A 19,812-nucleotide genomic window follows, 5' to 3' on the forward strand; every position below is an offset into this window, starting at 1 on the left:
CCCCCCCCCCCCCCCCCCCCCCCCCCCGACCCACCCCCCACCCCGCAGGCGCTACACAAGCCCCCACCGCCCCCGCACAGGCGCCGCAGGCAAAGACGCACACCCCCGAACCCCGAACCTGGAACCGAACAGATTCCCACGGCGTATTCATGGGCAGGGGGTGGTGCGGGGCGTGCTTCAGGGGTGCCGACGTCCCGCACCCACACTGCGATCCGATCAAGATCCAGCCAAGCCCGGTGCGAATGTCAGCCCCGGCAGCGATACTTGCGGCGACGGATGACCACGGGGGAGGTCAGCAGTGACACAGACGCCGAACAGCAGCGCACCACCGGGAAACACCCCGGCACCAGGCGCACCCACCATGCCGTCCGTCCCCCCACAACAGCACCACCCCACACACTCCCCCACGCCCACACCACCCGCAACACCCACACCACCCCCGGCACCCCCCACCACCCCCCGCCGCACCGCCTTCGCCGAGGGCTTCGACCAACTCCGCGCCGCCGCCACCACCGAACCCGGCCGCCTGCGCATCATCGGCGCCCTCCTCGCCCTCCTCGTCGTGGCCTTCGGCTCCATCGCCGCCTGGCAGATGACCGATCGCGCCGCCGCCGCCGACGACGTCCTCAACCGCAGCCAGCCCCTCACCTCCGACGCGGCCGACATCTACCGCTCCCTGGCGGACGCCAACACCGCGGCGGCCAGCGGCTACCTCGCCGGCCTCCAGGAGAAGCCGGCCATGCGCGAGGGCTACGAGCGCGACATCCGCACGGCCGCCGCCAAACTCGTCACCGCGGCGGCCAACTCCGAGTCCGGCTCCACCTCGGCGAAGACGATCGCCGAACTGAGCAGACTCCTCCCGGAGTACAAGGGCCTGGTGGAGACGGCACGGGCCAACAACCGCCAGGGCTTCCCCGTCGGCGGCGCCTACCTGCGCGCCGCGAACGAGATGATGCAGCAGCGCATGCTCCCGGCGGCGCAGAAGCTCCACGAGACGGAGAACGAACGCCTGCGCGAGGACTACGCGGACGCGAAGTCCTTCCCGTGGGCGGCGGCCGGCCTGGGCGTCCTGGCCCTCGCGGCGCTCGTCTGGGCCCAGCGCCGCAACTACCGCCGTACGAACAGGGTCCTGAACCACGGCCTGGTCACCGCCACGGCCGCCTCCACGATCGTCCTGCTGTGGCTCGCCGTGGGACACGTCGTCGCCCGCTCGGGACTGACCGACTCCTACGACCACGGCGTCCGCTCCCTGAACGTCCTGCACGAGGCCCGTATCGCCTCCCTCACGGCCCGCAGCGACGAGAACCTCACGCTGGTCCGCCGCGGCGCGGACACCAGGACGCTCCCCGACGACAAGGTCGTCGACGCGTACGAGTGGGGTTACGACAAGGAGATCGACGCCCTCGCCAAGGCACTCGTCCGGGCCGAGGACCTGGCCGACGACACGGCGGGCAGGAAGCCGGTGCGGGACGCGAACGGCTTCATGAAGGTCTGGAAGGACCGCCACGGCCTGGCCCGCGAGGACAACGACTCGGGCAACTACCAGGCCGCCCGCGACCGCGTCATCGGCGCCGCGAAGGAGCCGACGAGCGTGTGCTTCGACAACGTGGACAAGGCCCTGGCGACGGCGCTCACGCACGAGCAGACCGAGTTCAGACAGGCCGCGAGCGACGGTCGTGACTCGCTGACCGGCCTGCCGACCGGCGCGGCGGTCCTCGCGGTCCTGGGCGCGGCCGGCGCGGTCCTCGGCATCGGCCGCAGGCTTTCGGAGTACCGGTGAGAGGGGGCACGACGATGAACGCACGCGGCACGACGAACGCAGGCGGCACCCCGGTCCACCCCCGGGGCGCGGCCGGCGTATGGCGCCGTCTGCGGGCCGGCGTGCGCGGCTGGGGCGGAGTGGGCGCGATGGCCGTCGTCTGCGCGCTGGCGCTGGCCTTCGCGCTGCTGCTCCCGCTGTCCCAGCAGCAGGGCGGCCCCGGGGGCGCCTCGGGCGCGGGCCGGGGCCTCGCCCACGGCAGCCAGGTGAGGGCCGAGGAGTGCGAGAACCCCGAGGACCAGTCCCTGTCACCGTCGGGCGGCGACGGCAAGTCCCCGGTCCTGGACGCCATCAAGGACCGCGAGGACCGGCGTCTGATCGTCGGCGTCGACACCAACAGCTACCGCTGGGGCTACCTCGACCCGAACAACCCCTCCGGCGAGCTGGAGGGCTTCGACATCGACCTGGTCCACCGCATCGCCGAGGACATCCTCGGCGACCGTGACGCCGTGCAGTTCAAGGCGATCCCGACCAGCCGCCGTATCGAGGCGATCCAGAAGGGCGAGGTCGACATGGTGGTGCGCACCATGACGATCAACTGCGACCGCATCGGCCAAGTCGCCTTCTCCGCCCCGTACTTCGTCACCGGCCAGCAGGTCCTGGCCCCCAAGACCTCGACGATCACCGGGTTCGACAAGTCCCTGGCGGGCCGCGAGGTGTGCTCGGCGGAGGGCTCCACCGCGTACGACAACCTCGAGGCGGGCCGGAAGAACGGCGATCTTCCGGCGTCCACCGACATCAGCACCACCGTCCCCAACCAGCTCGACTGCCTGGTGAAGTTGCAGCTCGGCGACGTCGACGCGGTCGTCACGGACGGCGCGCTCGCGGCGAGTCAGGCGGCACAGGATCCGACGGTGGAGCTCAAGGGCAGCCTGTTCACGGACGAGTACTACGGCGTGGCGATGAAACTGGGCTCGGACGATCTGGTACGCCAGGTCAACCGGACCCTGGAGAACTACGTCAAGGACGGTGGCTGGGAGGCGTCGTACGAGAAGTGGCTCCACCCGACCATGGACCAGGGCGACAAGAAGTCGGCGTCGGCGACCCCTCCCGAGGCGGAGTACAAGTAGCCGATCATCAACTGACGGACATACGGCAGCAGACGACGAACCACAACGCAGCGAGAGGTGATCGATGGGCGTCACGGACCCCGCCGGGCCGGTGATGGACCGGGACGAGGTGGACCGTGCGCTGGCGCGGCTCGGCGCGGAGCACGAGGCGATCGAGACCTCGCTGCTCGCCCTTCAGGACCACGCGGGCCGCAGACTTCTGGAGGGCGCCGAACTCACGGGCGTGACCAGGGAGCGCTGGAGCGCGGCGGAGGCGTCGATCACGCTGCTGTGGGCGTACTTCGACGCGTACACCGACGCGTTGCGCTCCGCCCGCGACATCCGCTCCCGTCGCCGCTGGTCCAGCCGGGAGGACCTGGTGGAGCTGACGGAGCTGCTGCGGGGCGAGTCGGTGACCGTCGCGGGTTCGGCGGCGGCGACGGCGGCCGCCCCGACGCTCCAGGGTTCCGCGAGCAAGCTCAGCGAGCAGTTCTCGCTGGTCACGCTGGTGGACCGGATGAACGAGCTGTACGCGACCTCGCTGGACATGGTGGTCGCGGCGGACGCGGTGTGGTCGGCGCTGCCGGCCCGGATCGATTTACTCGCCGCGGAGCTCCAGCGCACCCGCCGGCTCGCCCACTCCGTGGGGGTGCGGCCGGGCGAGCACCCGGCGGGCGACGACCTGGAACGCATCACGCGCACGCTCACCCATCTGCGCGCGCAGGTGGTGTCCGACCCGCTCGCGTACTGGGTCCGGGCGCAGGGGAGTTCGGCGCCGGGCGGCGGCAGGCCGGACACCACGGTCTACGACCGCGAGGCGCGAGCCCTGGAGGACGTACGGCGTGAGATCGACGCCGTACTGACGGTCCGCCAGGATGCCGAGCAGCGGCTGGTCAAGCTGCGCGACGTGCTCTCGCGCGCGGACCGTACGCTCGCCGAGGCCCGCACCGCGCGCGGCGAGGTGCTGGCGAAGATCGCCGCCACGGAGGTGCCGGTCGTCAGCGGCCCGCCGACCGTGCTCCAGGAGCAGCTGGCGACGGCCGCCGAGTACCGCAGACAGGCCCAGTGGCACCGCCTGTCCCCGCTCCTGGAGTCCCTGGAGCAGAAGGCGGAGGACGAACTGCTGCGCGCCCGCGAGTCGTTGACCGCGGTCACCGCGCCCCTGGCGGTCCGCGCGGAACTGCGCGGCCGCCTCGACGCGTACAAGGCGAAGGTCGCCCGGCACGGCCTCGCGGAGGACCCGTTCCTCATCGAGCGGTACGACGCGGCCCGCCGCATGCTGTGGAGCGCCCCCTGCGACCTGCGGGTCGCGGAACAGGCGGTCCTGCGCTACCAGCACGCGGCGGCCGACCTGCTCGGCGGCGGCCGGGTACCGGGACCGCGCGAGCCCGAGGATCGCGGGGGGTCATGAAGGACAGGGGGGAGTCGTCGTCATGAGTCAGGCACAGCGCAGCTGTCAGCGGCCGGACTGCGACGGTACGTACGAGGACATGGGCGGCGGCGAGCTGTACTGCGACACCTGCGGCCTGGCCCCGGTCGTGTCCGCGTCCGGCATGGTCGGTTCGCCGCCCACCGGGATGACCGGCGGCAAGGGGGCGCGCGGCTCGGCGGGCAGCGGCAGCTCCCGCTCCACCGGCCGCGGCAGTTCCCGTACGTCGTCGCAGTCGTCGAAGTCCCGGCGCTCGGTGTCGGGACGGCTGTCGCGCTCGCTGTCGGGCCGTTCCACGGGCCGCTCGGTGTCGGTGCGCAGCTCCGGTTCGAGCACGGGCTCCAGCGGGCGCGGCCGGCTCGGCGTCGGCCTGGTCCAGGTCCCCGACGTGCCGCGGCCCGATCCGCGCGCGATGGTGCTGGAGAACCCGGAGGTGCCCGAGCGCAAGCGGTTCTGCTCGCGTTCGGACTGCGGCGGGCCCGTCGGCAGGGCCCGCGGGGAACGCCCGGGGCGCACCGAGGGCTTCTGCACGAAGTGCGGGCACCCGTATTCGTTCGTCCCGAAGCTGAAGTCCGGCGACATCGTGCACGGCCAGTACGAGGTCGTGGGCTGTCTGGCGCACGGCGGGCTCGGCTGGGTCTATCTCGCCGTGGACCGCGCGGTCTCCGACCGCTGGGTGGTCCTCAAGGGCCTGCTGGACACCGGCGACCAGGACGCGATGGCGGCGGCGATCTCCGAGCGGCGCTTCCTCGCGGAGATCGAGCACGCCAACATCGTGCGGATCTACAACTTCGTCGAGCACCTGGACCAGCGCACCGGCTCCCTGGACGGCTACATCGTCATGGAGTACGTCGGCGGCAAGTCCCTGAAGGAGATCGCGAACGCCCGCCGCACGGAGACGGGCCGGCGTGATCCGCTGCCCGTGGAGCAGGCGTGCGCGTACGGCATCGAGGCCCTGGAGGCGCTCGGCCATCTGCACAACCGCAACCTCCTGTACTGCGACTTCAAGGTCGACAACGCCATCCAGACCGAGGACCAGCTCAAGCTCATAGACATGGGCGCGGTGCGCAGGATGGACGACGACGAGTCGGCCATCTACGGCACGGTGGGCTACCAGGCTCCGGAGGTCGCCGACGTCGGCCCCTCGGTCGCCTCCGACCTCTACACGGTCGCGCGCACCCTGGCCGTGCTGTCCTTCGACTTCCAGGGCTACACGAACGTCTACGTCGACTCGCTGCCCGACCCCGACCACATCGAGGTCTTCCGCCAGTACGAGTCCTTCTACCGCCTCCTGGTCCGTGCCACCGACCCCGACCCGGCCCGCCGTTTCGCGTCCGCGCAGGAGATGACGGAGCAGCTGACGGGCGTGCTGCGCGAGGTCGTGTCGTTGCAGACGGGCCGGGCGAGGCCGTCGCTGTCGACGCTGTTCGGGCCCGAAGTGCGGGTGACGGACACGGAGTTGTTCCCGAAGCTGGACGGGGAGGTCTCGCGGCTCGGGGCACGTGTGGCGCCCGCCGGCGAGGAGCTCACGGCCGGCTCGTCCGCGGTGGCGGGCAACGGACGGCCGGGGGCCGCGAGCGCCGTGCACACTGCCGGTTCCTCCGGCATCGTCAAGCCCGTCGGCGCTCCCGTGGCGGCCCTCGCGCTGCCCGTCCCGCACGTCGACGCCTCCGATCCCAACGCCGGTTTCCTCGCGGGTCTGATGACCACCGCGGCGGCCGAGCTGCTGGGTGCCCTCGCCGCCGCCCCCGCGCCGTCGACCGAGACCCGGCTGAGGCAGGTGCGGGCCTGGCTGGAGAACGGCGACACCGGCACGGCGCACGAGGCACTGCTGAAGCTGGAGGACGAGCGGCCCGACGACTGGCGGGTGGTCTGGTACCGGGGCGTGGCCGCCCTCGTCACCGGCGACCACGAGGGCGCCGCGCTCGCCTTCGACGCGATCTACGACGCCTTCCCCGGCGAGCCCGCCCCGAAGCTGGCCCTCGGCCTGTGCGCGGAGGTGCTGGGCCAGCTGGACAACGCCGCCGAGTACTACCGCCTGGTGTGGTCCACCGACCCCAGCTATGTGAGCGCCGCCTTCGGTCTGGCGCGCGTCCAGCTGGCGACCGGTGACCGCCGCAGCGCCGTGCGGACTCTGGAGTCGGTGCCGGAGAGTTCCATCCACTACACGGCCGCACGGGTGGCGGCGGTCCGCGCCCGGCTGCGTCAACGCACGGCGGTCGCCTCCGACGTACCGTTCCTGGACGACCTGACCGCCGCCGCGGGGCAGGTCGAGGCGCTCGACGCGTACGGCCTGGACCCGGCGCGCCGGGAGCAGTTGTCGACGGAAGTCCTCGGCTGCGCGCTGGACTGGATACTCTCCGGGGGCCAGGGTTCCGCCCCTGGCGCCGCCGGAGGACGGACGCTGCTCGGCAGCGGCCTGGACGAGCGGGGACTGCGTTTCGGTCTGGAGCGTTCGTACCGCATGCTGGCCCGTCTCGCGCGGGGCGGCGAGGAGAGGATCGACCTGGTGGAACGTGCCAACCGTTACCGCCCCCGGACGTGGGTGTAGTTGATGTCGCAGATGCCCCAGTTGTCCGCCTGCCCGAGCTGCGAATGGCCGCTCGAGTCGGGTGACCGTTTCTGCGGTGCGTGTGGATACGACCTGTCCACCGTGCCCGTACGGCCGGACGACCACCCCACCATCGCCCTGAACGGCTCGGTGCCGCCCCCCGCGCCGGGTGCGGCCGGCGCGGACTGGCCCGCGGCTCCCGCCCCGGAGGGCCCCGCCGTCCCGGCGCCCGCGCATCTGCCGGCGGACCCGACGGGCACGGACCACGGCGGCCCCGCGCTGCCCCCGGGCACTCCCCCGCCCCCGCAGGCACCGCCGCCGCCCGGACCGGTGCCGCCACCCGCGAGCGCTCCCGAGGCGCCGCAGGGCCACCCCGGCATCCCTGCCCCGGGCGGCCACGCGGGACCGTTGCCCCCGCAGGCCCCCGCCGCCGTCCCCGCCCCGACCGGCTCCCCCGTGTCCACGGCCTCCGGCGTGCGGTTCGACCGGCCGCCGGAGCCCGACGACTACCCCTTGCAGGCGCCCGACCCGCGGGTCTCGGCCGACCTGCCGACCCCGCCGGAGGGCACCAAGGTGTGTGTGGCGTGCCGTGCGGGCCGTGTCGACCACGACGGCTACTGCGAGAACTGCGGGCACGCGCAGCCGCGCGAGCGCGACCACATGGAGCAGGACGCGGGCCCCGTCGCCGCCGTCAGCGACCGGGGTCTGCGCCACCACCGCAACGAGGACGCGTTCGCCGTCGGCTGCACCGCGCTGCCCGACGGCCGGCCCGCGGTCGTGGCGATCGTCTGTGACGGCGTCTCCTCGGCGACCCGCCCGGACGACGCCTCGTTGGCCGCGTCCCGGGCCGCGAGCGAGTCGCTGCTGGCCGCCCTGCCGCGCGGCACCCACCCCCAGCAGGCCATGCACGACGCGATCGTCGCCGCCTCCAACGCGGTCAACGCGCTGGCCGCCGAGCCCGCCACGGCCCGTGAGCAGGCCCCGCACCAGAACGCACCCGCCTGCACGTTCGTCGGCTCCGTGGTGACGCCCGAGCTGCTGATCGTCGGCTGGGTCGGCGACAGCCGCGCATACTGGGTCCCGGTGGACCGCGGCACTCCGCCGGCCCGGCTCACCGAGGACGACTCCTGGGCCGCGCAGATGGTCGCCGCGGGCCTGATGAACGAGGCCGAGGCGTACGCCGACGAGCGCGCCCACGCGATCACCGGCTGGCTCGGCGCGGACGCCTACGAACTGGAGCCGCACACCGCTTCCTTCAAGCCGGACCGGCCTGGTGTGGTGGTGGTGTGCACGGACGGCCTGTGGAACTACGCGGAGGCGGCCGAGCACATGGCCGAGGTCGTCCCCCTCGACGCCGCCGCGCGCCCCCTGCACAGCGCCCAGGTGCTCGTCGGGCACGCACTCGACGGTGGGGGCCACGACAACGTAACAGTGGCCGTCCTGCCGTTCCCGGCACCCCCGATGGGGGCAGGATCGGCCTGAGGCCCTGCTGCGGGGACGGCCTCATCGGACCGGAGGGGACCGGTCCGTCGACAGCCATGGCCCCACCACGGGGTTCTTTAGGGGGATTTGAGAACGTATGGCCAATTTCTCGAAATCGAATGTGCCGCAGTTCTCGGTGGACGTGTACCAGAACGAGTACCTGCCGGAGGGCGGCCGGGACGTCAACGCGATCGTCACGGTGACCGCGACCGGAGGCGGCACGGTGGGCAGCGCGGTCGCCGCGCCCCATCTCTACACGCCGGGGCAGGGCCCGTCCGCCGCCGTGGCGATCATGGTGGACTGCTCGGGGTCGATGGACTATCCCCCGACCAAGATGCGCAACGCCCGCGACGCCACGGCCGCGGCGATCGACACCCTGCGCGACGGTGTGCACTTCGCCGTGATCGGCGGCACCCACGTGGCCAAGGAGGTGTATCCCGGCGGCGGACGCCTCGCCGTGGCCGACGCCACCACCCGCGACCAGGCCAAACAGGCACTACGGCGGCTCAGCGCGGGCGGCGGCACGGCGATCGGCACCTGGCTGCGCCTCGCCGACCGGCTGCTGTCCTCCGCCGACGTCGCCATCCGGCACGGCATCCTGCTCACCGACGGCCGCAACGAACACGAGTCGCCGGAGGACCTGAAGGCGGCTCTGGACTCCTGCGCCGGACGGTTCACCTGTGACGCCCGTGGCGTGGGCACGGACTGGGAAGTGAAAGAAGTCACAGCAATCGCCTCGGCACTGCTCGGCAGCGCCGACATCGTCGCCGATCCGGCCGGTCTCGCCGCCGACTTCACGCAGATGATGGAGACGGCGATGGGCAAGGAGGTCGCGGACGTCGCCCTGCGGCTGTGGACACCGGTCGGCACGACCATCAAGTTCGTCAAGCAGGTCGCGCCCACGGTCGAGGAGTTGACCGACCGCCGCACCGAGGCCGGCCCGCGCGCCGGGGACTACCCCACGGGTTCCTGGGGCGACGAGTCCCGTGATTACCACGTCTGCGTCGAGGTCCCGGCTGCCGGCCTGGGCCAGGAGATGCTCGCCGCCCGGGTCTCGCTGGTCGTCCCGCAACCCGGGGGAGGCAGCGCGCACAACCTGGGCGCCCAGGGTCTGGTACGGGCCGTATGGACCGACGACATGGTCGCCTCGACGTCGATCAACCCTCAAGTCGCCCACTACACCGGCCAGGCCGAACTGGCACAAGCCATCCAACAAGGTCTCGATCTTCGCAAAGCGGGCGATATGGATGGAGCAACGGCCAAACTCGGCCGCGCCGTTCAGCTCGCCAGCGCCTCCGGAAATGCCGATACGGCGAAACTCCTTGCGAAGGTGGTGGACGTGGTCGACGCCGCGGCGGGTACTGTGCGACTGAAGGCGAAGGTCGCGGAGGCCGACGAGATGACTCTCGAGACACGGTCCACAAAGACTGTTCGTGTAAAGAAGTGACCTAGCAGGACCCGGAAAAGATCGAGCCTGGCCCCTCGGGGTTGGAGAAATCCGGTCGAGAGCGACCGGAAAGGAGAGGGGGAAGCGCCGACATGCCGACCTGCCCGAACGGACACCAGTCGGGTTCCGACGACTGGTGCGAGGTCTGCGGTCACCGCATGGCCGGTGCCGTACCTCCGCCCCCTCCGCCTCCGCCCCCGCCCAGCGGTGGCTACGGCTTCCCGCCGCCCGGCGGACCCGGTGGTCCCGGACCCGGCGGTCCGTCCGGTGGTCCGAACATCGGTCAGCAGGGCGGCCCGCCGCCCATGCCCGGTGGCCGGGAGCCGGAGCTCTGCCCGCAGTGCCGTACGCCCCGTGAGGGCGGTGCGCCGTTCTGTGAGGAGTGCCGGTGGAACTTCCTGACCAACACGGCGACGTCGTACACGCCCGCGTCCCCGCGTCCGCCGGCGCCCGGCGGCCCGGGTCTGCCGTCCCACTTCCAGCAGCAGTCGGGTCCCCCGCCGTCGTTCGGCGGCGGTGACTCCTACGAGTACCAGGGCTCGCGCCCGTCCCAGGTGAACCGGCCGGCGGAGCCGATCCCGCCGTTCGGCGGGGACCCGCACGCTCCGGGTGGCCCGGGCCAGGGACCTGGCGGTCCCGGCGGCCAGGGCGGTCCCGGCCCCTTCGGTGGCCCCGGCGGTCCGGGCGGCACCAACCCCGGCGCACCGGGCGGTCCGGGTGGCCCCGGCGCTCCCGGCGGCCCGGGTTTCCCGGGTCAGGGCCCAGGCGGCCCCGGTGGTCAGGGCGCTCCCGGCGGCCAAGGTTTCCCGGGTCAGGGCCCAGGCGGCCCCGGTGGCCCTGGTGGCCCCGGCATGAACGCCCCCTCCGCCTTCGGCGGCGACCCCTCGCGGCCCATGCCGCCCCCGCCCGGTGGTCCCGGTGCGACCGGCGGCGCCCCGCAGGCGTTCCAGCCGGCCGGCCCCGGCCCGTCCGCCCCGCCGGCCCCGCCCGGGTTCGGACAGGACCCGAACCGTCCGCCGCAGGGCGGCCCGTCCTTCGGCGGCGGTGACGACGACTGGGTGATCTCCCCGCCGTCCTCCGGCCCCGGCGGCCCGGGTGCCCCCGGCGCTCCCCCGCAGGGCGGCTACGGCTATCCGCAGCCCGGCGCGCACCAGGCCCCGCCGCCCGGCCCCGGCTACCAGCAGCAGCCGGCGACCTGGCTGGCGACCATCGGCCCGGACCGTGACTACTTCATGGCGATGATGCAGCGCTCCGGCCCCGAGGCCGCGGGTCTGAACCTGCCCGCGTACTCGCCCGAGCAGCAGCGCACGCTCACCGGCAACCAGGTCACCATCGGCCGCCGCCGCCACTCCACCGGCGACACCCCCGACATCGACCTGGCGGTACCGCCGGAGGACCCGGGCGTCTCGCACCAGCACGCGGTCCTGGTCCAGCAGCCGGACGGCACCTGGGCGGTCGTCGACCAGAACTCCACCAACGGCACGACGGTCAACGGCTCCGAGGAGCCCATCCAGCCCTTCGTGCCGGTACCGCTCCAGGACGGCGACCGGGTGCACGTGGGCGCCTGGACGACGATCACGATCCGGCGCGGCTAGTTCTCGATACCCGGGAGGGGTCGGTCGTAGGGCGATGACGGCCCGTACGACCGGCCCCTCCCGGCGTTCTCAGCCGGGCAGCGGCCACGCGTACGGTCCCTCGGGGTCGTCCAGCCACGCCCACTCGTGCTCACCGCGCACCGTGATCCCGTACCGCTCCCGCTGCGGCTGTCCCTCGTGCTCCCACAGCGTGTACGCCTCCTGCGGATCGAGGCTGCCGCGGGTGAGGGCGAGCAGGAAGCGGAACAGCTCGTGCTCCCTGGCCCGGCGCGGCAACCCGGCCACGTGCGGGAGCTCCGGTTCGCTCCGGCTGCCGCCGCGCAGCGGCACGAAGTAGGCGGGGGTGTGCAGAAAGCGCCCCTCGGCGTGCTCGGCGTCCCGTACGGCGAGGCTGACCAGGCCGGTGGCGAGCGGGGTCAGGATCCGGGCGTCCGGGCGGCACTGGGCGAGCCAGGCGCGCGGGATGGACGACAAGGTGCAGGTCGCGATGATGCGGTCGAAGGGCGCGCGCTGGGGGACGCCGCGTGCGCCGTCGCCGGTGACGACGGCGGGGCGGTACCCGGCCGCCGCCAGATGCCGTCGGGCCGACTCGGTGATCTCCGGTTCCAGGTCGATGGTGGTGACGAGGTCGTCGTCGCCGAGCCGGCGGGCCAGCAGGGCGGCGTTGTAGCCGGTGCCCGCGCCGATCTCCAGGACCCGGTCGCCCTCGGCCACCTCCAGGGCGACCAGCATCATCGCCATCAGGGAGGGCTGGCTGCTGGAGGAGAGCAGCTCGCCGTCGCGCAGTCTGGTGGCCAGCGGGGTGTCGTCGTAGGCGCCGCGCACCCAGCGCTCGCGGGCGGCGGGGTCCGGGCTCTGGCCCCAGCGCCGCTCGTAGCCGCCGACGGCCCCGACGTAGTAGTAGGGCACGAACAGATGCCGGGGGACGGCGGCGAAGACCTCCCGCCACACGGGGTCGCCGGCCCATGCCCCGCTCGTGTCGATCTCACGCACCAGTGCGGCCCGCGCCGAGGTGGCGAGGTCCTCCAGGTCCCTGTCGAGAGCGTGCGCGCTCATACGTCCACTGTCCTGCGGGAGCCGGTGCGAGGCGAGCACAGGACCGGACGATCCGGAACGAGTCGCTCAGCGGCGCCCGGGCACCGTGATCCCGCCGCTGCCATGATCGAACCGGCGCCGCGATCAGGCCGCCGCCGTCGGCAGGTCCTAAGCCTTGAGTCCTCGGTCCCCGCGTCTGAGACCATGGACGACGTGAATGAGATTCGGCGCGGCACACTGCAGGAGCAGACCTTCTACGAGCAGGTCGGCGGGGAGGAGACCTTCCGCCGCCTCGTCCACCGTTTCTACGAGGGTGTCGCCGAGGATCCGCTGCTGCGGCCCATGTACCCCGAGGAGGACCTGGGCCCGGCCGAGGAGCGCCTGACCTTCTTCCTGATCCAGTACTGGGGCGGCCCGACCACGTACAGCGAGAACCGCGGCCACCCCCGCCTCCGGATGCGTCACGCCCCCTTCACCGTCGATCGCGCGGCGCACGACGCCTGGCTGAAGCACATGCGGGTCGCCGTCGACGAGCTCGGCCTCTCCGAGGAGCACGAGCGGACGCTGTGGAACTACCTGACGTACGCGGCGGCGTCCATGGTGAACACGGCGACCTGAGCCGACGGGCCCGAGCGCCTGCTCGGCGAGACCTTCGGCGGACGGCTCGGCGGGCGCGACGTGGCCCTCAGCGGACGCTGACGTCGAGCGCGCCGAGGCCGGCCCGTCGTACCGCGATCGACCCGTACGGCGTCCGCAGCCGCAGCCACGCACCCGACGACAGCAGCGCCAACTCGCCGGTGGCGCGCAGGAATCCGAGCGACTGGGCCGCGTGGACGGCCCGCACCGGCAGATGGGTGTCACCGACGGTCCGGGACCAGATCTCCCGGCCGATCCGGTCGAGTTCGGCGCGGGTACGCCGCTCCTCCGCCAACTCCTGTGTGCGCGAGCGGAATTCCGCGACACCGGCGCCGATCATCGTCCGCAGGGCGTCCGGCGCGGGCAGTCCCGGCACCGGCCGCCATCCGCCGCGCGGCGGGAGCACTCCGGCCCACGGCGGCCCGGTCACCGCGTCCGGCACGCCGGCGGTGGCCGCCGACTCGTCGACGGACTCCAGGAGTTCACCGGCGGAGACGGTCACGTCCAGCGTGACGTCGAGGCCGTTCTCGTACGGCTTCGCGAGGCGCACCGCGCGGATGGCCAGTACCTCGAAGGAGGGCGGGCGCCCGAAGACGGCGAGCGCGGTGCCGGCCGCCTGGAGACGGACGGCGGCGCCGCGGTCGTAGTGGAGCAGCCGGGAGAGGAAGGCCGTGAGATCCGCCGCCTCCCCCTCGTCGGCGAGGTGGAGGACCGTCATGCGGCGACGGCCTCCTCCTCTTCGGTTCCGCCGGCTTTCCCGGCCGTGCCGGGCTCGTCGTCCGTGTACTCGCGGAGGAACTCCTTCTCCTCCGCGGTGAGGCGTCGCGGCCGCTCGGCCTCGAAGTCGAACGGGACGACCACCGTCGAGGCCCGCACGTAGACGACGTCCTCGTCCTTCACCTCACAGGTGATGGTGAAGGACGCGGCCCTGATCTCGGTGATCCACAGCTCGATGTCCACCGGGTGGTGCCGGTGGACGAGCTGCCTCTTGTAGTCGATCTCGTGGCGCGCCACCACCGACCCCTGCCGGAAGTCCTTCTCCGGACGGAACAGGAAGTCGATACGGGCTTCCTCCAGGTAGCGGACGAAGACCGCGTTGTTGACGTGTCCGTACGCGTCCATGTCGGACCAGCGCAGGGGGCAGCGGTAGATGTGGCGCAAGATCGATCAGCCCCGGGTCAGCTTCTTGTAGGTGGCGCGGTGCGGACGGGCGGCGTCCGGGCCGAGTCGCTCGATCTTGTTCTTCTCGTACGACTCGAAGTTGCCCTCGAACCAGAACCACTTCGAGTCACCCTCGTAGGCGAGGATGTGCGTGGCGACGCGGTCGAGGAACCACCGGTCGTGGGAGACGACCACAGCCGCGCCCGGGAACTCCAGCAGCGCGTTCTCCAGGGAGGACAGCGTCTCGACGTCGAGGTCGTTCGTCGGCTCGTCGAGGAGCAGGAGGTTGCCGCCCTGCTTGAGGGTGAGCGCCAGGTTCAGACGGTTGCGCTCACCACCGGAGAGGACGCCGGCCGGCTTCTGCTGGTCGGGGCCCTTGAAGCCGAAGGCGGAGACGTACGCCCGCGACGGCATCTCGACCTGACCCACGTTGATGTAGTCCAGCTCGTCGGAGACGACGGCCCACAGGGTCTTCTTCGGGTCGATGTTCTCGCGGCTCTGGTCGACGTACGAGATCTTGACGGTCTCGCCGACCTTGATGGCGCCGGAGTCCGGGGTCTCCAGACCCTGGATCATCTTGAACAGGGTGGTCTTGCCGGCGCCGTTGGGGCCGATGACGCCCACGATGCCGTTGCGCGGGAGGGTGAAGCTGAGGTCGTCGATGAGGACCTTGTCGCCGAAGCCCTTGGTGAGGTTGGAGACCTCGACGACGATGTTGCCGAGCCGCGGGCCCGGCGGGATCTGGATCTCCTCGAAGTCCAGCTTCCGCATCTTGTCGGCCTCGGCCGCCATCTCCTCGTAGCGGGCGAGACGGGCCTTGGACTTGGCCTGACGCCCCTTGGCGTTGGACCGCACCCACTCGAGTTCTTCCTTGAGGCGCTTGGCGCGCTTGGCATCCTTCTGGCCCTCGACCTTGAGACGGGTCTGCTTGGTCTCCAGGTACTTGGAGTAGTTGCCCTCGTAGCCGTGCAGACGGCCGCGGTCGACCTCGCAGATCCAGCCGGCGACGTTGTCGAGGAAGTACCGGTCGTGGGTCACGGCCACGATGGTGCCCTCGTACTTGGCGAGGTGCTGCTCCAGCCAGTTCACCGACTCGGCGTCGAGGTGGTTGGTGGGCTCGTCGAGGAGCAGCAGGTCGGGGGCCTCCAGCAGCAGCTTGCAGAGCGCGACGCGGCGCTTCTCACCGCCGGAGAGGTTGACGACGGGCCAGTCGCCGGGCGGGCACCCGAGCGCGTCCATGGCCTGCTCGAGCTGGGCGTCGAGGTCCCAGGCGTTCGCGTGGTCGAGCTCCTCCTGGAGCTTGCCCATCTCGTCGAGCAGCGCGTCCGAGTAGTCGGTGGCCATCAGCTCGGCGATCTCGTTGAACCGGTCGAGCTTGCCCTTGACCTCGGCGACACCCTCCTGGACGTTCTCCAGGACGGTCTTGTCCTCGTTGAGCTTGGGCTCCTGCATCAGGATGCCGACGGTGTACCCCGGCGACAGGAAGGCGTCACCGTTCGACGGCTGCTCCAGCCCCGCCATGATCTTCAGGATGGTCGACTTACCGGCACCGTTCGGGCCGACCACACCGATCTTCGCGCCGGGCAGGAAGTTCAGCGAGACGTCGTCAAGGATGACCTTGTCGCCGATTGCCTTGCGCGTCTTGCGCATGGTGTAGATGTACTCAGCCAAGAGAAACCGTCCGGCAGCTTGAAATCAGGCAGTGGGCAGATACACCCCATCTTGCCGGATCGCCACCCCTCGGGGGAAACGCGTATGACTGAGCGGCCCTGACCTGGGGTTTCCCGGTGGACGGCGACGGCTCCTCCGTCAACGCCGATCGCGCCGGCCCGCCTCGCCCTTCCTCGCGCGGCCCGCGGACGGCTGACCTCGTGCTTCACGGACGCCGAGCGCGACGGCGGATTCATCCGGGATCGGCGGTCCGGGGATGTCGAGAACGTGCCACCGGCTCCGTCCCAGGGACATCAGCGGCCACCACCGGCCGCAGGAGGAAGAAGAGGAAGAAGGAGAGATCGGCATGGCGATTCAGCGGATGGACAACGTCGGCATCGTCGTCGAGGACCTGGATGCCGCCATCGCGTTCTTCGTGGAACTCGGTATGGAGCTGGAGGGCCGGACGGAGGTCGAGGGCCGCGTCGCCGACGAGTGCACCGGGCTCGACGGCGTCCACTGCGACATCGCGATGGTCCGGACCCCGGACGGTCACAGCCGGCTCGAACTGGCGAAGTACCGCAGCCCCACGGCGATCGGCACCGGGCCGCGCAAACGGCCGCACAACATCCTGGGCACCCACCGCGTCATGTTCGCCGTCGACGACATCGAGGACACCGTCGCCCGCCTGCGCCCGCACGGAGCCGAACTCGTCGGCGAGATCGCCCGCTTCGAGGACAGCTACCTCCTCTGCTACGTCTACGGCCCGGAGGGCGTCATCGTCGGCCTGGCCGAGCAACTGCGCTGAGAAACGCGTTCTCCGACGAGAAGCGCGAGCGCGTGCGGCCGGGTTCGCTCTCGGGGCAGGGCAGCCCTGCACAAGCACCGACACGTCGGCTGACCGTCGCGCTCGGAGCCCGGGGCCGGGAGCGATACGTCGGCTTCGTCGCGCGTGGCAACGGAGTGGGCCTCGGCGCGTCGTGCGGACATATCGGAATTCTTCACATTAACCTCTCGTAACTGTACGGAGTCGATCTCTTACGGATCGCACCCACCTCACTCCATCGGAGATGACATGCACAAGCTTCAGAAGGCTGCCGTCGTGATCGTCGCCCTTGGCAGCGTCGGCCTGCTGAGCACCGGCACTGCCACCGCCCAGGGCATGGACGGGCACGGCGGCAAGGGCGGGGACAAGGTCAGCGTCCTGCAGAGCTCCAACTGCAAGTCGCACGACCTGAACGTCGACGTCCTCGGCCAGGTCGGCATCCTCAACGGCGCTCTGGGCAACGCGCTCAACGGCGAGGGCAACACGGGCGCGCAGGACACGCACATCGGCTCGACGATGGGCTGCGACAACAGCGCCTTCTGAGTCACGCCTCGGTACGGGGCCTCTGACCACGCCTCATGCCGTGCCGAACTCGGCATGCGGCGTGGACGGGTGCGGTCCGGTGCACCAGGCGCGACCTACCGGTGGAGTTCGGGCCGTGACAGTCGGCCCAAGGGTTGTTCCGCCGACGACAGTGCACCGGAGCCAGGAGGCACCGGAAAAGCGGCCAGGGGCCTGATCCGTTCATCGGATCAGGCCCCTGGCCGCGTGTCCCGCGTCCCAGGACTCAGTCCTGGGCCGACGCCTCCCGCTTCCTCACGACGAGCAGCGCCGCCCCGCCGAGCACCACGAAGCCGATCGCGATGCCGGCGATCAGGGGCGTCATGCCGGAGCCACCGGTCGCGGCGAGGTTGGTGTCGTCGGTCGTCGTGCCGACGGTGGCGGGGCTCGGCTCGTCGAGGGTCTGGGTGACGGTGCCGGCCTGATCGGCCTCGTTCACCTGCGTCATGCAGTCCAGCACGCCGGTGAACCGCTTCGCGAAGCCGTTCGGCCCCTCGATGGTGAAGTCGTACGCCTGGTCCTCCTGGAGCGGGACCGTCACCGTGCGGGACTCGCCCGCCGGGATGCTGTACTCGATGCCGAGCAGCTCGAAGGTGAACGGTGCGTCGCCCTCGTTGGCGGCGGTGATGTCGACGCCGCCCTTGTCGCAGTTCTCCACCGCGGACAGAGCCGGTATCGCGCCGGTCTCCGCCCAGCTCGCGCTCGCCGTCGCCGAGACGGTCGACTCGCTGGAGCCGGCCAGGATCTGGGTCTGGCTGCGGCTCTCGGCGGCGAAGGCCCGCCCCACCGGCACGGTCGTCGAGGCCTGCACGGTCAGTTCCGCCTGGCCGTCCGCGGTGTCCTCGGGCACGTCGAAGAACACCTGGGAGCCGTCGGCGGCGGTGGTGACGGCCTTGCCGTCCTTGTCGACGATGCGCACCCCGCTGGTCGCGGCGTCGGCGGGCGGCGTCAGCGTCACCCCGTCCGCGTTGGTGTGCACGGTCACCGGGCCGATCCGCTCACCGGCGTGGCCGGAGACCGCGGGCGGGTCCAGCGTCAGCGACGCCTCCGGCTCCGCCACGCTCCGCGCGCTCTTCTCCAGGTAGTCCGCGAGCTTCTCCGCCTGCGGGTCGACGGCCTCGACCTCCACCCCGTCCGAGTAGCGCCAGATCGCCACCTGGGTGCCGGCCGCCGCGTCCTGCTCGGTGAGGGGGTCCCGGAAGCCGGCCTTGGCGGCGAGTGCCGCGAGGTCGTTCACCTGCGGGTAGGAGTTCTGAAGAATCCAGCGGATCCTTCCCGCGTCCTTGTTGGAGCCCAGGGAGGTGCCGCTCCACGGCGTCTCGTGGTACTGGGCGTCGCGCTGGGTGGGGTTGTGGATGTCGACGCAGTACGTCTGGAGCATGCCGCCGCCCTCGACGGACATCTCGAACAGACCGGCCGAGATCTCCTGGTCGCCGGAGTCGGTGTGGACGACCGCGCCGCCGTACGTCTTCAGGCCGCCTATGGTGGCGGTCGCCCCGCCCTGGCTCGGCGCTGTCGCGTCGGCGGCGGGCGCGGCCGACGCGGTGCCGGCCAGCACCGTGGCGGCGACGAGCCCGGACGCCACGGTCGCGGCGGCGACCCGTGCCGCACCTCGCCCGCGCCCCGACAGCGCTGAGAACGCAGCAAACACAGAATTCCCCTTCGAGCAGGACCCGTTGACGTGGGGGACGGTCCCACCAGCAGACTCATAAGCCCCGAGAGCTATGCCCGGCATCCTAGGTACGCCGCGCATCGCGCTTCCCGGAGATCCCGTCGCCGGGCCGATCCGACTCGGAATCGTTATCGCCAAGATCCCTTACGAGCAGGGCTTATCGACAAATCCACCGGGTCCGTTCGGTGCGCATTCATCGATAAGCCGCAGTTCGGTCAGGTCTCATCAGTGACTGACGTCACGTCACCACTGCTGGTTCCAGCGCCTGTTGGGAGTCGACGTCCGCAGGAGCAGCTGTCTCCCAGTCCGGCTCGGGTTGCGCGGGCTGCGCGGCGGCCGCCGTCTCCGGCCTCGATGCGCGCCGGAAGGCAGAGGTGCCGCGCGCCAGGTCGTGGCCGATGGCCAGCGCGTCGATGTCCGCCGAGGTCCGGTTCTGCCCCTCGCGCACGTCCGAGCGCACCTTCAGCCGGCCCTGCACCACCACGGGATCGCCGACGTTCAGCGAGGCGGCGGTGTTCGTGGCGAGCTGGCGATTGGCCCACACCGTGAAGAAGTTGGTGTGGCCGTCGATCCACTCGTTCTTCCCGCGGTCCAGGTAGCGCGAGGTCACCGCCAGCCGGAAGCGGGCGGACGGTCCCGTCGCCAGCTCCCGGTACACCGGCTGCGTCGCCACGTTCCCCACCGCGCAGATGATCGTCTCGTTCATCTCGGTCCCCTCCCGTGCCCGGCCGCTTCCGCCGGGCGGATACGCCGACGGGCCCGTCCCGTACGGCTGCGTCCGACCTGACGGCCGCGCACCCGGCCACTTCCGGGTGTGCCGCCGTCACCGCGAATCGACCGCTTCCGTCGCGATCGCCGCGAAGCCAGACTGCCTCCGCCGGGCCGAGCCCGCTGAGCCC

The 19,812-nt window shown here is 71.7% G+C and carries 16 protein-coding genes; 10 read left to right on the plus strand and 6 right to left on the minus strand.

Annotation, left to right across the window (positions count from 1 at the left end):
* Positions 1 to 298 precede the first annotated feature (298 nt).
* The 7 genes from ACGFW6_RS38540 (at position 299) to ACGFW6_RS38570 (ending at position 11,372) form a co-directional block, all read left to right on the plus strand.
* Positions 299 to 1,780, plus strand: coding sequence for a hypothetical protein (locus ACGFW6_RS38540; RefSeq protein ID WP_393520850.1), 1,482 nt, complete (start codon positions 299 to 301; stop codon positions 1,778 to 1,780).
* Positions 1,781 to 1,908: 128 nt separating this feature from the next.
* The gene (locus ACGFW6_RS38545; protein WP_393521020.1) at positions 1,909 to 2,889 is read left to right on the plus strand and encodes a glutamate ABC transporter substrate-binding protein; all 981 of its coding nucleotides are present in this window, start codon (positions 1,909 to 1,911) and stop codon (positions 2,887 to 2,889) included.
* Positions 2,890 to 2,953: 64 nt separating this feature from the next.
* Positions 2,954 to 4,279 (plus strand): hypothetical protein, encoded by a 1,326-nt coding sequence (locus tag ACGFW6_RS38550; RefSeq protein ID WP_393520852.1) that lies wholly within the window; start codon positions 2,954 to 2,956, stop codon positions 4,277 to 4,279.
* A 22-nt stretch (positions 4,280 to 4,301) separates the two neighbouring features.
* On the plus strand, positions 4,302 to 6,848 hold the full coding sequence (locus tag ACGFW6_RS38555) for a tetratricopeptide repeat protein (protein WP_393520854.1): 2,547 nt from the start codon (positions 4,302 to 4,304) through the stop codon (positions 6,846 to 6,848).
* Positions 6,849 to 6,851: 3 nt separating this feature from the next.
* Positions 6,852 to 8,330, plus strand: a complete 1,479-nt coding sequence (locus tag ACGFW6_RS38560) for a PP2C family serine/threonine-protein phosphatase (protein WP_393520856.1) — start codon at positions 6,852 to 6,854, stop codon at positions 8,328 to 8,330.
* A gap of 97 nt (positions 8,331 to 8,427) precedes the next feature.
* Positions 8,428 to 9,777: a VWA domain-containing protein gene (locus ACGFW6_RS38565; RefSeq protein ID WP_393520858.1), complete on the plus strand. Its 1,350-nt coding sequence runs from the start codon at positions 8,428 to 8,430 to the stop codon at positions 9,775 to 9,777.
* Positions 9,778 to 9,869: 92 nt separating this feature from the next.
* Complete coding sequence (locus tag ACGFW6_RS38570; protein ID WP_393520860.1) at positions 9,870 to 11,372, plus strand: FHA domain-containing protein; 1,503 nt, start codon at positions 9,870 to 9,872, stop codon at positions 11,370 to 11,372.
* A gap of 69 nt (positions 11,373 to 11,441) precedes the next feature.
* On the opposite strand, the gene ACGFW6_RS38575 is transcribed toward ACGFW6_RS38570, so the two are convergent.
* A complete protein-coding gene (locus ACGFW6_RS38575; RefSeq protein ID WP_393520862.1) occupies positions 11,442 to 12,428 on the minus strand; it encodes a methyltransferase domain-containing protein in 987 nt (328 codons plus the stop codon).
* Between the two features lie 183 nt (positions 12,429 to 12,611).
* Here ACGFW6_RS38575 and ACGFW6_RS38580 point away from each other — a divergent pair, with 183 nt between their 5' ends.
* Positions 12,612 to 13,025: a globin gene (locus tag ACGFW6_RS38580; RefSeq protein WP_393520864.1), complete on the plus strand. Its 414-nt coding sequence runs from the start codon at positions 12,612 to 12,614 to the stop codon at positions 13,023 to 13,025.
* 67 nt (positions 13,026 to 13,092) lie between these two features.
* On the opposite strand, the gene ACGFW6_RS38585 is transcribed toward ACGFW6_RS38580, so the two are convergent.
* From ACGFW6_RS38585 to ettA, 3 genes are read right to left on the minus strand one after another with little or no spacing between them, the layout of a single operon-like run.
* Positions 13,093 to 13,761, minus strand: coding sequence for a hypothetical protein (locus ACGFW6_RS38585; RefSeq protein WP_393520866.1), 669 nt, complete (start codon positions 13,759 to 13,761; stop codon positions 13,093 to 13,095).
* A complete protein-coding gene (locus ACGFW6_RS38590) occupies positions 13,758 to 14,204 on the minus strand; it encodes an acyl-CoA thioesterase (protein ID WP_393520868.1) in 447 nt (148 codons plus the stop codon). Before ACGFW6_RS38590 ends, ACGFW6_RS38585 begins: the two co-directional genes overlap by 4 nt.
* Positions 14,205 to 14,210: 6 nt before the next feature.
* Positions 14,211 to 15,875 carry an energy-dependent translational throttle protein EttA gene (gene ettA / locus ACGFW6_RS38595; protein WP_393520870.1) on the minus strand — a complete coding sequence of 555 codons (1,665 nt, stop codon included), beginning with the start codon at positions 15,873 to 15,875 and terminating at the stop codon, positions 14,211 to 14,213.
* 346 nt (positions 15,876 to 16,221) lie between these two features.
* On the opposite strand from ettA, the gene ACGFW6_RS38600 reads away from it, so the two are divergent.
* Together ACGFW6_RS38600 and ACGFW6_RS38605 are read left to right on the plus strand one after the other, a co-directional pair.
* A complete protein-coding gene (locus ACGFW6_RS38600; protein WP_393520872.1) occupies positions 16,222 to 16,662 on the plus strand; it encodes a VOC family protein in 441 nt (146 codons plus the stop codon).
* A gap of 267 nt (positions 16,663 to 16,929) precedes the next feature.
* Positions 16,930 to 17,223, plus strand: coding sequence for a hypothetical protein (locus ACGFW6_RS38605; RefSeq protein WP_393520874.1), 294 nt, complete (start codon positions 16,930 to 16,932; stop codon positions 17,221 to 17,223).
* 244 nt (positions 17,224 to 17,467) lie between these two features.
* Here the strand turns inward: ACGFW6_RS38605 and ACGFW6_RS38610 are convergent, their stop codons facing one another.
* Together ACGFW6_RS38610 and ACGFW6_RS38615 are read right to left on the minus strand one after the other, a co-directional pair.
* Positions 17,468 to 18,892 (minus strand): Cys-Gln thioester bond-forming surface protein, encoded by a 1,425-nt coding sequence (locus tag ACGFW6_RS38610; protein WP_393520876.1) that lies wholly within the window; start codon positions 18,890 to 18,892, stop codon positions 17,468 to 17,470.
* Between the two features lie 259 nt (positions 18,893 to 19,151).
* Positions 19,152 to 19,619, minus strand: coding sequence for a single-stranded DNA-binding protein (locus tag ACGFW6_RS38615; RefSeq protein ID WP_393520878.1), 468 nt, complete (start codon positions 19,617 to 19,619; stop codon positions 19,152 to 19,154).
* Between the last annotated feature and the right edge of the window lie 193 nt (positions 19,620 to 19,812).

Source organism: Streptomyces sp. Y7, from assembly GCF_043195415.1.
Classification (GTDB): Bacteria; Actinomycetota; Actinomycetes; order Streptomycetales; family Streptomycetaceae; genus Streptomyces.

Coding starts and splice junctions, on each gene's coding strand:
- ACGFW6_RS38545 (WP_393521020.1), top strand. CDS start 1,909: ATGGCCGTCGTCTGCGCGCTGGCGCTGGCCTTCGCGCTGCTGCTCCCG.
- ACGFW6_RS38550 (WP_393520852.1), top strand. CDS start 2,954: ATGGGCGTCACGGACCCCGCCGGGCCGGTGATGGACCGGGACGAGGTG.
- ACGFW6_RS38555 (WP_393520854.1), top strand. CDS start 4,302: ATGAGTCAGGCACAGCGCAGCTGTCAGCGGCCGGACTGCGACGGTACG.
- ACGFW6_RS38560 (WP_393520856.1), top strand. CDS start 6,852: ATGTCGCAGATGCCCCAGTTGTCCGCCTGCCCGAGCTGCGAATGGCCG.
- ACGFW6_RS38565 (WP_393520858.1), top strand. CDS start 8,428: ATGGCCAATTTCTCGAAATCGAATGTGCCGCAGTTCTCGGTGGACGTG.
- ACGFW6_RS38570 (WP_393520860.1), top strand. CDS start 9,870: ATGCCGACCTGCCCGAACGGACACCAGTCGGGTTCCGACGACTGGTGC.
- ACGFW6_RS38575 (WP_393520862.1), bottom strand. CDS start 12,428: ATGAGCGCGCACGCTCTCGACAGGGACCTGGAGGACCTCGCCACCTCG.
- ACGFW6_RS38580 (WP_393520864.1), top strand. CDS start 12,612: ATGGACGACGTGAATGAGATTCGGCGCGGCACACTGCAGGAGCAGACC.
- ACGFW6_RS38585 (WP_393520866.1), bottom strand. CDS start 13,761: ATGACGGTCCTCCACCTCGCCGACGAGGGGGAGGCGGCGGATCTCACG.
- ACGFW6_RS38600 (WP_393520872.1), top strand. CDS start 16,222: ATGGCGATTCAGCGGATGGACAACGTCGGCATCGTCGTCGAGGACCTG.
- ACGFW6_RS38605 (WP_393520874.1), top strand. CDS start 16,930: ATGCACAAGCTTCAGAAGGCTGCCGTCGTGATCGTCGCCCTTGGCAGC.
- ACGFW6_RS38615 (WP_393520878.1), bottom strand. CDS start 19,619: ATGAACGAGACGATCATCTGCGCGGTGGGGAACGTGGCGACGCAGCCG.